The following is a 12,896-nucleotide window of genomic DNA, read 5'->3' as shown; positions in this document are numbered from 1 at the left end:
GAGCGTTGCTCCCGTTCCCTCGGGCCAGCAATTGGCCGATACCGCTGCGTTTGCGGAAGCCGTCAAGCCGGAGGCGCAAGCCGGGGCGAAGGTTCTCAATTCATTGCGCGACCTTGAAGGGGTTGAACTGGACTTTTATCTCGCCTTCCGCACTGCTTGCGCCTGGTGAGCGAACCGGCAAATACCGCCTTGGCAAGGACGACCTGCCGGTAGGCGAAAATGGGAATAGTCGCGCGTGCCTGGAAGACTATGCAATCGCGCTGGTGGATGAACTTGAAGCGACCACGCATCCACGTCAGCGCTTCACCGTGGGCCATTGAGACCAAGACCCGCAAGAGATTTCACGTCATGGGGCACTATGGCGACCTTGATCTACAGTTCTGCGTGCGGAGAAGTTGCGGCACCGCAATGACGGGCGGGAGGCGATCTCGAAGTCCCTTGCGACCGGGCCGCACGGCGATCGCCGAACACAACTCGAGTAGACCGACAAGCGCGGTCGCTTTGTGTGACTCATGAACGCGCGGCCGCGAGACCGGCAAATGTCAGCAATCACCTTGTAGCTGCCGGCCGTTCCGAAATCCACACAGACTGGCTGAGCGAGCGCAAGCTGAATCTCAGCGTGAGATCAACCACCGCCGGACAAAGACCGCAAGCGCTGCGGTGCCGAAGTTCAGGCCAGAAACTCGGAATTCAGCAAAGGGCCCTGTCCTCCATTTGGGCGGCCAACAATGCAGTCGTTCGAATCTGCGATTCTGGGTCGCCGTCAAGATGCAGCCGGCCTTTCAGCCCCTTGCGCTCATCGCAGGATCAAGAAGCGTCGGGCTGAACCGACGGCGCGGCGCGCTGAAACGCGTCAAGGCTCGCGCAGGCGGCATCGATTGCGAGCAGCCTCGGCCAACGTTCAAGGTCGACCTTGAAACGCCGAGCGCTTTCGATCTGGGGAACCAGGTAGGCGTCGGCCAGGGTCGGGCCGCCCCCGAAGCTGAAGCCACCGGTCGAGCCACGAGATGAAACTAGGGCCTCGTAAGCGTCAAAGCCACTTGCAATCCATGTCCCGCACCAAAGATCAATCGCTGCCTCGTCGGCGCCAAAGCGATGCCGAAGCGCTTCCAGGATTCGACGATTGTTGATCGGGTGCACATCGCATCCGATCAGGGCTGCAAGGGCACGCACGTGCGCGCGATCGAGCAGGTCTGACGGGAGCAAGGGCACGTCCGGATAGCGCTCTTCGAGCCATTCGATGATCGCAGGCGATTGGGTCAAGGTGCCGACATCCGTTTGCAGCGCCGGAAGGAGTTGCTGCGGATTGACAGCCTTGTACGCTTCCCGAAGGTGCTCCTCCCGACGCAGGTCGACTGCGACCTGTTCATAGATCAGCCCTTTGAGGTTCAGCGCAATGCGGAGCCTGTGGGAAGTTCCGCTTCGGAAAAAAGTATAGAGCTTCATAGTGGTTGAGTTTCAGGCTTAGGGGGTTCTCGGCCTGCCCGGTGTGCGCGACCCCCGGCAAGTCGCCGGGTCACTTCACTCGGGCCAGCCCGATTTGGAGTTGCTTCGAAGATTGGGCGTCACCGAACCGAGGTCTAGCGAGCCGAAGCACGTCGGATCGCAACGCGCCAAGAACAAAATTCAGGAAGTAACGACATCCAACTCGCCACGCCTAATGTCCTTGCTCGCCGACGTCCACCTTGCCGCTGCTCTCGAATACCTGCTAGACCTACGGCCCAACCTCGCCATACGTCAGGGTGGCGGCAACGCTTCGAATGCGGTGCACCGGCTGGACAGCGGATTCAGTTTGACATCGGCTCTGGCAGCGATTTCGCCATGGTCCAGCCGCCATCGACGGGCAGCACCACCCCATTCACAAAGCTGGCATCGTCAGATGCGAGGAACAAGCAGACCTTCGCGATCTCGATGGCTTCCCCGGGTCGTTGCATGGGGTTCGTTTCCAGCTGCATCTTGCGAAACCATGCATCCGACTTGAGACGCTCCTGCACCAGCGGCGTATTGATCAGGCCCGGTGCAACTGCGTTGACGCGAATTCCGTCGCGTCCAAATTCGGTGGCCATGTTGCGCGTCATGCCAATGATGGCCGCCTTGGTCGGCACGTAGGCAGAACTCTTCGCAGCGCCAACGATTCCGTAGGAAGACGAGATGTTAACGATCGAGCCACCACGTTTGCGCATCAGCGGGATTGCAGAGCGGCACAAAGCGAATGGAGCGAACAGGTTAACTTGGCAATAGGCCAGCAGATCCTCGTCTGTTGTGTCCAGCAGCGCCTTGGCGTTTCCCCTGCCAGCGTTGTTGATCAGGATGTCTGGTGCACCGAAGCGATCAACGCAGGCTTTCACCACCTGCTCGGCTGCGCCGGGCACTCCCAGGTCGAGCTCGAGCGCATGGAATCGCTCAGAGGCGGCAGGCCCCTCGCTGGCCCGACGCGCAACTCCCAACACGTACGCGCCCTCTTCAACGAACAGCGCTGCAACTGCACTCCCAATACCCGATGATGTTCCGGTGACGATTGCGATCTTGTCTTTGAGTCTCATGGTGATTCCTTTTTGCGTCAAAGCCGTTTAACGCTTGAAATCCGTTGTCGTCAGTGCCTTGCTGGCCGCGTCATCAACTTGCGTCAGCTTCCCGTTTGTCCACTTAACGAAATAGAAATCGGCCGCCGTCAACGCCTCATGGTTGGTCTTTGAGAAAGGCTGCGTATAGGTCTTCTTCACTCCGGCGACCAGTGCCTTCAGGTCTTCGAGCGCTTCACGCACCTTAACCCCATCGGTCGTTCCTGCCTGCTTGATGGCCGCAGCCAGCACAAGGGTGGCGTCGTATCCATGAACGACGAAGGTATAGGCGCTCCCTGCTGCAAGCTTGCCTTGTGAGCGAGCGACCAGCTCCTTCTGTTTCGAAGTTGTGGCGTCGACCATTGTTCGCATGAAGATGGGCTTCTCCGCCAGCGTCTTTCCAGCTGCATCGTAGAAGGTCACGTTGTCCGCGGCCCACGAAGAAAGGACGTTCGGAAAATAGTTCACCTTTTCCATGCTGCGCATCACCTGGGCGGTGGGTGTTCCCTGTGCCCAGATGACCAGGGTGTCGACATCTGCTGCTTTCATCTTGCCCAGCTGCGACGTGACGTCGGTATCCGCGACGGCCATACGCTCCGTCACAACAACGTCCAGCCCTTGCAGCTTCGCGATGTCCTGCATGTCCTTCAGGCCGCCTTGTCCGTACCCCGTGGTTTCGGCAAGCAGCCCGACCTTCTTCGCTCCCGCCTTCTTCGCATAGGCCATCAGGCCAACCACCTGTTCGCGGTCGACGATCGACAGCCTGAACATGTAGTTGTCCGCCCCCGGGCTCACGGGCTTGGTGATGTCGGTTCCGCCCCCGATCATTCCCATCGAAACGATCTTCTTCTGGTTAGGTATGTGTTTCCATGCAAGCGCGTTGCCGGAATTCGTGGGGCCAAATACCGCAACAACCTTCTCGCCATCGATCAGTTCGGTCATGTTCTGAATCGACTTCGGTGGCTGCGACTGATCGTCCCGGACCACCAGTTGCAACTTGCGGCCGAGAACACCCCCTGCAGCATTGATGTCTTCGATCGCGAGCTGGATCCCCAGAACACCAGCTGCGCCACTTTGGGCGGAGGGCGATGCCGAAAGGTCGCCGTTGAATCCGAGCCGGATTTCCTGTGCGTGAACCAGAGGGGCTGACAATATGGCAGTGGCTGCGAGCAGTCGATAAAGAGCGGTGGTGAATCTCATTGTGGTGCTTTCAAATCGTTGGTGACTGACAGAAGGATTGAGAGATGATCTAGACGCCCGTCGACCGCGAGCGATTGCGCCAGTGACTTAGCTGCCCATGTCCGACGCAAGGAAATGATCGAACCGAACAGTTCCGTGCTTGCGCTTTGCTTGGCATCGGGGTTGGTTCATGTCGCGGCGTTCCGGCGATGCAGTCGGTCTGGATTGGGTGCCATCAATTGGATGGCTAGCGCGCGGAAAACCCGCCGTCTGCGAGGTAGCACGCGCCAGTGCAAAAGGAAGAACGCGATGAAAGCAGAAAGATGATCAGCTCTGCCTGCTCGTCAACTGTCGACATCCGCCCCAGCGGGTGCATCTCCTCAATCAGGCGACGTTCGCTTTCCGATCGATCTCGCAACAGCGGGCTGTCCACATAACCTGGCGCGACGGCGTTGACGCGCAGGCCCTGGTCTGCATAGTCCAAGGCAGCAGACTTCGTCAGTCCAATCAGCCCGTGCTTTGCTGCGACGTAGGCACCCCGCCCTTTGATTCCATTGACACCTGCGATTGAAGCGACGTTGACGATCGAGCCACCGCCCGACGAAATCATGGCGGGAATCTCGGCTTTGAGGCTGTTGAATGCGCCAGTGAGATTGATGGCAATCTGGCGGTCCCACTCTTCGATAGCTACCGAGCCCACTGGCGCAAATGGCGTCGCAACGCCGGCGTTGTTGACTGCAAGATGCAGGCCTCCAAATTCGCTCACAGCGAGATCGACGGCCAGTTGCAGTGCCGCCGCGTCTCGAACATCGGCTGCAATGCCCACCGTGTTGCCACCGTTGGCATTCAAGCGTGAGGAGAATGCCAACACCGCCGCCTTATCGAAGTCGCAGACGACGACGCATGCCCCTAGCTCTGCGAGTCGGGTACTCGTGGCAGCCCCGATGCCGGATGCAGCGCCGGTCACGATCACAACCCGCCCTTGGAATTCGTTTGAGTTCACATTCTTCCTTACGGTTTGGATGCAGAAGCGTCCGCTGACTCAGACAATCCGCAAGGGATCGACAAGCAGCAAACTGGCGCGGCCGATCGTGGTTGCCTGGGACAACGACGCGCTTGCCGTCTCCGAGAACGCGTCCAAAGTGGAACTTCCGCCAGCGAGCCATATGCTTGCGATGACGTCGGGATCGACCGGGTCGTGCCAGAGCTCGGTCCGGTGATAGCTTTGCCGAATCCAGTCCAGCACAATGCTCTCGGCATGAGGTAGCTGCGAAACCCAAGCCCTGACTTCTGCTTGAAAGGCGTCCTCGTCTGAGCCTGTCCGCCGGCTCGCAACAAGCATCACCTTTGTCGATGCATTGCTGCCTGGCGTACCTTCTGTTGTTGGCAACGTCAGCGTGATGCCGCTCAGGAACCGATGCTCATCCTCGGGCAGCAACCGCTTGACGGTTTCGGTTGTGCCGGCTTCGGCCATCGCGGCCTCGTCCACGAAATACAGCTCGACAACACCATCCACTGCGAAGGTGCCCTGCGCATCCGCGCGTTGAGCGATCAGGCCGCGAACGCGGTTTTGTGTGTACTTGCAGATGCCGCCCATTTGCAGGGCAATTTGCGCGTGTGGGCCCGCCCAATGTTCGGCGAACCGGTCGGCGGTGAGGTCAGCGCGACGCTTGAGGAGTGACAGTCTCTTGATCATGTTATTGACGATCCGGTGGTCGAGTGAACCAGGCCGCAATCCCCGCAAGGAAAACGCAACCTGAAACTGTTTAACGCATTCGTTTAAATCAAACGATGACCAATAGTACATTGCAACGTTGACTATGTCTAACGCATTCGGTAAGGACAAACCCGCATCAGTTCGTGGAGGAAGCGCCTTGCGCTTGGGGGCGTCGTGGTGGAACTCGGGCTTGATCTCGACGAGCTCGTCACGCGGGGTCGACGAACCTGAGCGCACATGTGTGGGCCGCACGGGGGCTTCGAAACGCGAAGCAAGACCTTTGCAGTGGGTACGAGGCTTGATCAGAGCGCGAGCAAGTGCTTCGCCCAAGTTGATCCGTCCTGATTGCTCTCGACATCTTGCCTAAGACCTTGATGGCGACTGCAGGAAATGAAACTCCCGCGTGCATTGGTCATGGCGCGTCTGCCCGGCGCTGACCGGCTGAACGCACAAGCGGTCTCCGGCATCACCGCGATGGTCGCGAGGCCGGATCGCTGGTGGAAGTGCGCGATGTGTGCACTGACGAAGCCACCGGCCCCGAAGCACTGAGACCGCCTGGGCTCATCGTTGCTCGGTTCTGGCGACCGCCTTTGAGTTTCAGCTCGCTCAGTCCGAACCAACGAATCCATGTCAGACACAGCAACTCAAACAAAACAAGTCCTACTTGCTGCAGCGTCTGGACGACGGCAATGTGAGTGTGGCCGAGGCGGCTGGTGCTTCAGGCATAGGGGCATAGGCCCGCGAACAGTGCATCGACTGTTCGCCGGTGCATGGTGCATGCATCGCAGCGATGCGTTGGGTCGTTGGGTCTGGCAACAACGCATTGATGCCGCGTACAAATCTTCGCAGGAGGTGACATCACGAACGTGACGGAGGCCGCTGTTCGCTACGGCTGCAGCGATTTTCACATTTCTCCCGCGCCAACAAGCCTTCAAGCGCACTTTCGGCGTGTGCCCGAGCGCGGTGATTCCGGCCGGACATTGAACGCTTCATTGAAAAGCGACCTTGGCCGCGCCTCGTAGTGTCGCCATGACGTGTCAGCTTCGACGTAGAGGGCAACTTGTGCGGGCCCGCCGTAGCGGGCCGCATCAAGCTGCTGTGGCACCAGCCAAGAGGTCAGACCTCAGCAGACGATGCATGATCTCGGCCATCAGGGCCTGGACGCCTGAATCGTTCGTCGCATCGAATTGCAGTGCCCCCGCCTCCCGAGGTGATTTTTCCCACCCCTTGATGGCATGGCGCTCGTCAAGGTCTACGACGACCACCGTGTCACCTTCGCGCAGCTGCATCAAGACTGCCGAGCGGCCGATCCAGATCCGCGGCTGTGACCAAAGCGATCTTCTGTTGAGCCATTCATTCGTAGTGCTCCATTTCAATCCAGTGGAGTCAGAACGGTGCGTCAAGCAGCGCATCCAGGTTGCGCATGCGCCAGATTCCATCGGCTTCCTTCACGACTTGGGCGCGATACCAACCCGCCGTCACCAGCCTGATGACCTTGTTTTCGGCGCCGGAAATATGCATGTAGGCTGAGAAGTCCGCCTCCGTGGCGCTTTGATTGTGGAATCGAACGGTGTGAATGGAATGACGGCGCTGGTCACTCTGCGTTTTGCGGATTCCTTCGAGCACTTCGACGATTTGCGCGCGCCCCCTCATGGGCCCCCAACCGATGTCGGTGTGAGCGACCTTCCCGCCGGTGGTGGCGTCTTGAGTAAAGCTGTCTGCAAGCAACTTGAAGTCGCCCTCGTCGTAGCCCCAAGCATACCTTGCGAGGGCTTCAACAATTAGCTGGCGGTCTAAAGCGGTATCACTCATAACGGTCTCCTGTCGCCTAAGGGGAGAGAAGGAAACAAGGAACGTTCGCCGCTTGCCGCGCTCATCCTTGAATTCATGTTCATCTCAGATCTCTTGAAGGGTTGAACTATTGCGTCGATGGAATCGTTTCGACAGAGCAGTTGCGGCGCCGCAAGCCGGATGGCTCCCCAGTTAGGAGCCCCTCAGTTAGAAGCCCCGCTCATAGGGTCCGGTTGCCCGGCCGTATGTCGGAATGGGCAACTCGATCTCGACCTTTGCGCGCTGGGCAGCCTGGATCACCCAGAATGGATTGCGCAGAAGCTCACGACCGAGGAACACCAGGTCGGCAGTGCCGCTCGCCAGGATCGCCTCGGCGTGATCACTGCTGGTGATGGAGCCCATCGCTCCAACAGGCAAACCAGTTACCGCCTTCAACGCCGCAGCGTACGGAAGGTGGTAGCCAGGATACACCGGCGCCGAATAGCCAGGCACGATGTTTCCCGATGAGACTTCAAGCAGATCTACGCCGAGTTCCTTTAGTTGCATGGCGAGCCAATGCGCCTCCTCAACTGTCACGCCACCTTCGCGAAGGTCCGTTGCGGTAATTCGAACGATCAATGGCTTGCCGATCGGCCAGACCGCACGAACCGCCCGCGTGGTTTCCAGCACGAATCGTGCTCGGCCTTCAATGTCGCCGCCATACCGGTCCATGCGCTGGTTCGACATTGGCGCGAGGAACTCATGCATGAGATAGCCATGCGCAGCGTGGAGTTCGATGCAGTCGAACCCAGCTTGGTCGGCACGCTTCGCGGCATCAGCGTAGTTCTGAATGATGGCTTCGATCTCGTCGATCCGGAGCTCTCTTGGCAGCTTGCTTTTCTCGTCGTACGCAATCGATGAAGGTGCAACTATCTCGCTCTCGAGTTGCGCCTTACGGCCCGCATGGGCAAGTTGTATTCCCGCAGCCGCGCCGCATCTACGCGCAAATGCTGTCAGTCGGCTAAGGCCTTCGATCTGAGCGTCATTCCACAGTCCAAGATCCTTGTGGCTGATCCGACCTCGTGGCTCGACCGCGATCACCTCGGTCATGACCATGCCAACGCCACCCAGGAGACGCGCTGCATAGTGAGCAAAGTGCAGGTCAGAAAACAGACCGTCGTCGGTTCCTGCATACATCAGCATCGGCGACATCACGATACGGTTCTTCAACGTCATGTTGCGCAAGGAAAGGGGTCGAAAAATGGCGGTCATGGGAACCTCTTGGAGATTGAAAATGTGGGGCGATGCATCCTTACATTGCCCAATTGCTGGTAGCTTAAATTCCACGCAAATTCGCAGCTGTGTTCGGCGCGACAGATTGATGGTTTCTACGCGCCATTTTCAAATTTTGGCGGCTGCCGTGCATACCCACCGCTCCAGCACAAAATCAGTCGCAGCCTTCTGAATCGCCAGTCTCGTCACAGACCAGTGTCCACGCGATGGCGACGACAACCAAGGCTGCAGTACCTGTGACCCAATGCAGCGTCGGGCTCCATAGACCGGATGCGTACAGCGCAAACACGTTGAGCACTGAGATGCAGAAGAAGCCTTGAGCCAACGACAAGTTCACCGGCGCCCCCGTTTATGCAGCCTTGCCACGTCGATCAAACCACGCGGCGTTCGGCAACTACAAACGCCGTGATCTCGGACAAGAAGGTCTGAGCGTGGGCCATCGTTTCCCTTCCGGAAGGAGATGCAAATGCAGCTTCCAGCGTCGCAGCATCCTCGAACCACAGTTCGACAATGCCGTCGATCGCCAGATCGGCGTACTCGCAAGGCTCGCCCTTTTTCAGTTCGCGCGCAACAATCACGTTTTGTCGATAGCCTCTGATGCCAGGCATCTTGCGGACCAGGTCACCGTGGATCTTCCACTCGCGACGGAAATCTTGCTCACTGATGTCGGGTCGCCTCTTCAGGATGGACATCCGTTTCAGGAGCGCGTCCCGGGCAGGTGCCACCGGCACGTCGACGACGACGGTTTGCTCCGCAGTCACGATATGCAACGCGCCGATGAAGCGGTTTTCGTCCGCAATGAGCTCCGCGGCGAGATCGCTCTCGTTGAATGCGTGGTTTGCACGCCCGACATCGTCGAACCAAAGCTGAGAGAAGCCGTCGAAATCCCATGCCCCGCGCGGAAAATCGATGCCACGCTGCAGCCGTTCTGTGACCGGGTTTGCCAGTAGCCGCGCAGACCAGGTGCACGGGCCGCGAGCGGACCATGCTTGTCCCGCCAATAAGAACTGAAGTCGTCAGTCGACCAGCCGGCCTTCTTGTGGATCAAGCCCATTCTCACGTTCATGTCGTCACTCCTGGTTGGTAGTCCGTTCAAGCAACTCGGCGGCTGCCTGCGCACGGGCGCGCGCAAGGCCCGGCGCACGCTTCGCGAGCCAGACGCCATGCCTTTGGGGCCAGCGCCTGTACCCGGGATCTACACCCAGGGTCATGGCGGCATGGTGCGGCCAATACGGGTCGAACAGCGCTTCTCGACCCAGGGCGATCAGATCGGCCTTGCCCTCAGCCAACACGGCCTCGGCCTGATGAGCGTCGACGATCATCCCGACGGCCTGCGTTTTGATATGCGCTTCTCGCCGAATCCGTTCAGAGAACGGCACCTGAAATCCCAGCCCGCGTGGAACCGGCAACGCGCGTGTTTCTTCGGTCAAGCCGCCTGACGAGCAGTCGATCACGTCGACCCCGCACGCGGCAAGTTCGCGCGAAAGGATGATCGAGTCCTCCAGACTCCACCCGTCAATGCTTCCGTCCACAGACGAGAGCCGGCAAAACAATGGCTTGCCCGCGGGCCACGCCGCGCGAACCTTGCGCGCGATTTCAAGAGCCAGCCGCATTCGCCCTGCGAGGTCGCCACCCCACTCGTCAACACGGTGGTTCGAGCTCGGTGAAAGGAAGCTCGCGATCAGATAGCCGTGACCGAAATGCAGCTCCACGACGTCAAAACCAGCCTTGTCGGCGCGCACGGTCGCCTCAACAAAGCTCTGCATGACTCTCTCCAGACCGGCGCTGTCCAGTTCGGCCGGTGCTGACCAACCGGGGCCGGCGGGCACTGCGCTGGGACCCAGCCGCTCCCAGGGTTCATCGTCAGCCGCCAGACATGATTCGGTCAACGCCGCCCCACCCTCCCACAATGGCTTGCTTCCTGCCTTGCGGCCGGCATGGGCAAGCTGTACGCCGATGGCGCTACCGTTCGAGTGGATGAAATCAACAACCGAGCGCAAAGGCTCGATCTGGCTGTCGGACCACAGCCCCAGATCCGCTTTCCCTATTCGGCCGCGAGGATCAACGGCGGTACTTTCCGTCAGGATGAGTCCGGCTCCGCCCAGTGCGAACTTGCCAAGGTGCACCATGTGCCAGGCCGTCGCGTGCCCCGCTACTGCTGCGTGCTGGCACATGGGTGAGATGACGATTCGGTTGTTCAGCACGAGGTTTCGAAGCTGAATCGGCTCAAACAGAAGTGATTCACCATGCGACATGAGATGCCCTCAAAGGGATTAGGGAGCGCCGACAGATACCGTGACGGGCTGCCGCGTCCCCAGATAGGTACCGGTCATCACCGTGACAAAGCCGAAGAGATGCCAGAGTGTCAGCCGCTCGCCGAGCAGCAGTGCGGCAAACCCGACGCCAAACACTGGAACCCAGTAGAGAAAAACAGCAGTACGCGCGACACCGATCCGCGTGATCGCACGGTTCCCGACGAGGTTGGAAAGCGCTGTGGCCAGCACACCTGAAAACAGGATGAAGACCCAAGGGCGCCAGCCCGGAAATAAGTCACCGACGCCCACCGGCGACGATCCAAGCACCGCTTGCGCTGCGAGCAGAAGCGAGCCGACCAGGTAGATTGCCCAACTGATGGTCACCGTGTGAAGCTGTCGGGCAAGCCGCTGGATGATGGCGCCGCCTGCTGCGAAGCTCATCACGGACGCCACCAGCATCAAGTCGCCGACGCCAGCGGTTGAGAGTCCTGCGCCTGGATGACTCAGCACCACTGCCGCCACACCGACAAAGCCCAGGGCAACCCCAAGGAGCCGAGCCAGCGTCATGCGTTCTCGAAAAGCGATGGCCGCGAGCAATGCCGAGACCAGGGGGCTCAGCGCCATGATCAGCGCGCCGTTTGTGGCCGTCGACCGTAGCAGCCCCTCCGCAAAGAGTATCTGGTTGAGATACACCATCAGCGTGGCGCAGACCATGATGGCCCCGGCCTGACGAAACGACAGCACTGGCAGTCCGCAGCGTCTCCAGAGCACGATGAGGGACAGTGCCAGGGCTGCCACCAGCATCCTCAACGCTGCCAGGACGATGGAATCGAAAGCCCCCGTCAACGCCTTGACGGCCGCGATATTCAATCCCCAGACGGCCATGGCGGCGATCAGGGTCAGCTGAACCGCGGCCGGATTTGGATCGCGCCTGTTCATTGGGTCAAGCCGCCCTCAGTCGCCTGACGTGGAGCCCGACCAGGACCGCGAAACCTCCGCCAAGGACCGCAAGCCCCAGCGCGGCAGACGCGAAAACCGCTGACGATGAGAAACGGTCCACGATCCAGGCCGCAGCAAGGATGCCAATCGACTGCCCGAGAAACAGGACGCATGCGAACAGGGAGACTGCCGTCCCACGTGCCGCGGGCGCCATCTGGGTGGCGTTGGTCTGCAAGGTGTTGTGCAAGGCGTAGAAGCCGAAGCCGGCGACCAGACATGCGGGCGGGGCAAACATCCAGGACGGCGCGAATGCGATGGTTGCGAACGCAAGCCCCAAGCAAACACCGCCGGTGATCGCCAAGCCGCTCTCCCCGACCTGATCGAGCAGCAGACGAGCGCAACGGCTGAAGAGCAGACCTCCCACTCCATAGAGCGCGACGATCCCCCCTGCCGCTGGCATCGACAGGCCGAACGCGGAATGCAGATGAGATGGAATGAAAGCAAGGGCGCTGAAAGCCAGCGCGCCTTCAACGAAGGTCACGACCAGCACCGTTCGTGCCCAAGGCCGCGCGAACACGTCCAACGCGCGCAGCAGGACACCTCGGGAGTTGTCGGGCTCCGAGGCGACGACGGACCGCGCCCGTTTGGCGAGTACCGTGCCGCTGAAGAGGAAGACCACGGCAAGCACAGCGAACGCCAAGCGCCAGCTCAACATTTCGGCAATGAGCCCACCAAGCCACTGGCCACAGATCATCCCGAACACCGTAGCGCCCAGCAACCTGGCCAGGACCTCCTGGCGATCCTCGTAGGCGACGTTGTCCCCGATCCAGGCCATGGTCAGCGGAATGATGCCCGCCGCCGCCATGCCTGACACAACGCGACTGGCAACCAGCCACTCGAGACTCGGCGAGAAGGCGGCCGCTGTACTTCCGAGCGTGCACGCCAGCGTCGCGAAGGCCACCACGCGTGCTTTGCCGATACGATCTCCGAGCGGTCCGTAGAACAGCTGGAGCACGCCGTAAGCCAACGCAAAGGCGGAAATCGTTCGGGCGGCTTGACCAGTCGTGGTCGAATACTGTGCCGCCAGCAGGGGCAGCATCGCATCGCAGACGCGCATCGAAGCCATGCTTGCGAAGGCGCAAATTCCAAGAAGCCACAACATCCGGGAATCGAGCGGCTGAG

General features: G+C 60.1%; 13 protein-coding genes and 1 pseudogene. 1 reads left to right on the top strand and 13 read right to left on the bottom strand.

Annotated elements, in window-relative coordinates; genetic code table 11:
- Positions 1–122 precede the first annotated feature (122 nt).
- On the top strand, positions 123–320 hold the full coding sequence (locus QTI66_RS28510; protein ID WP_286563575.1) for an NAD(P)-dependent oxidoreductase: 198 nt from the start codon (positions 123–125) through the stop codon (positions 318–320).
- A gap of 487 nt (positions 321–807) precedes the next feature.
- On the opposite strand, the gene maiA is transcribed toward QTI66_RS28510, so the two are convergent.
- The 13 genes and pseudogenes from maiA to QTI66_RS28445 all read right to left on the bottom strand — a co-directional run bounded on the left by maiA (position 808) and on the right by QTI66_RS28445 (position 12,876).
- On the bottom strand, positions 808–1,446 hold the full coding sequence (gene maiA / locus QTI66_RS28505) for a maleylacetoacetate isomerase (protein WP_286563574.1): 639 nt from the start codon (positions 1,444–1,446) through the stop codon (positions 808–810).
- Between the two features lie 341 nt (positions 1,447–1,787).
- On the bottom strand, positions 1,788–2,543 hold the full coding sequence (locus QTI66_RS28500) for an SDR family NAD(P)-dependent oxidoreductase (protein ID WP_286563572.1): 756 nt from the start codon (positions 2,541–2,543) through the stop codon (positions 1,788–1,790).
- A 27-nt stretch (positions 2,544–2,570) separates the two neighbouring features.
- On the bottom strand, positions 2,571–3,761 hold the full coding sequence (locus QTI66_RS28495) for an ABC transporter substrate-binding protein (RefSeq protein WP_286563570.1): 1,191 nt from the start codon (positions 3,759–3,761) through the stop codon (positions 2,571–2,573).
- 226 nt (positions 3,762–3,987) lie between these two features.
- Positions 3,988–4,743, bottom strand: a complete 756-nt coding sequence (locus QTI66_RS28490; protein ID WP_286563568.1) for an SDR family NAD(P)-dependent oxidoreductase — start codon at positions 4,741–4,743, stop codon at positions 3,988–3,990.
- Between the two features lie 39 nt (positions 4,744–4,782).
- Positions 4,783–5,787, bottom strand: coding sequence for an EthD domain-containing protein (locus QTI66_RS28485; protein ID WP_286563567.1), 1,005 nt, complete (start codon positions 5,785–5,787; stop codon positions 4,783–4,785).
- A gap of 758 nt (positions 5,788–6,545) precedes the next feature.
- Entirely contained in the window at positions 6,546–6,860 is a 315-nt protein-coding gene (locus QTI66_RS28480; protein WP_286563565.1) for a Rossmann-fold NAD(P)-binding domain-containing protein, read from the bottom strand.
- Positions 6,844–7,269: a nuclear transport factor 2 family protein gene (locus QTI66_RS28475; RefSeq protein ID WP_286563564.1), complete on the bottom strand. Its 426-nt coding sequence runs from the start codon at positions 7,267–7,269 to the stop codon at positions 6,844–6,846. Before QTI66_RS28475 ends, QTI66_RS28480 begins: the two co-directional genes overlap by 17 nt.
- A gap of 186 nt (positions 7,270–7,455) precedes the next feature.
- Positions 7,456–8,499 carry an NADH:flavin oxidoreductase/NADH oxidase gene (locus QTI66_RS28470; protein ID WP_286563563.1) on the bottom strand — a complete coding sequence of 348 codons (1,044 nt, stop codon included), beginning with the start codon at positions 8,497–8,499 and terminating at the stop codon, positions 7,456–7,458.
- A 392-nt stretch (positions 8,500–8,891) separates the two neighbouring features.
- Positions 8,892–9,521: an EthD family reductase gene (locus QTI66_RS28465; RefSeq protein WP_286563562.1), complete on the bottom strand. Its 630-nt coding sequence runs from the start codon at positions 9,519–9,521 to the stop codon at positions 8,892–8,894.
- Positions 9,500–9,574 (bottom strand): annotated as a pseudogene (locus tag QTI66_RS28460) (ethyl tert-butyl ether degradation protein EthD); the annotation flags it as partial. The pseudogene QTI66_RS28460 and the gene QTI66_RS28465, both read right to left, overlap by 22 nt.
- A gap of 16 nt (positions 9,575–9,590) precedes the next feature.
- Positions 9,591–10,775, bottom strand: a complete 1,185-nt coding sequence (locus QTI66_RS28455; protein ID WP_286563561.1) for an NADH:flavin oxidoreductase/NADH oxidase — start codon at positions 10,773–10,775, stop codon at positions 9,591–9,593.
- Between the two features lie 18 nt (positions 10,776–10,793).
- Positions 10,794–11,714, bottom strand: coding sequence for a DMT family transporter (locus QTI66_RS28450; RefSeq protein WP_286563560.1), 921 nt, complete (start codon positions 11,712–11,714; stop codon positions 10,794–10,796).
- Between the two features lie 4 nt (positions 11,715–11,718).
- Positions 11,719–12,876 (bottom strand): MFS transporter, encoded by a 1,158-nt coding sequence (locus QTI66_RS28445; protein WP_286563624.1) that lies wholly within the window; start codon positions 12,874–12,876, stop codon positions 11,719–11,721.
- Between the last annotated feature and the right edge of the window lie 20 nt (positions 12,877–12,896).

Origin of the sequence: Variovorax brevis, assembly GCF_030317105.1 — a bacterium.
Taxonomy (GTDB): domain Bacteria; phylum Pseudomonadota; class Gammaproteobacteria; order Burkholderiales; family Burkholderiaceae_C; genus Variovorax; species Variovorax brevis.
The sequence above is the reverse complement of the archived record's forward strand: the minus strand, read 5'-3'. Positions and strand labels throughout refer to the sequence as shown.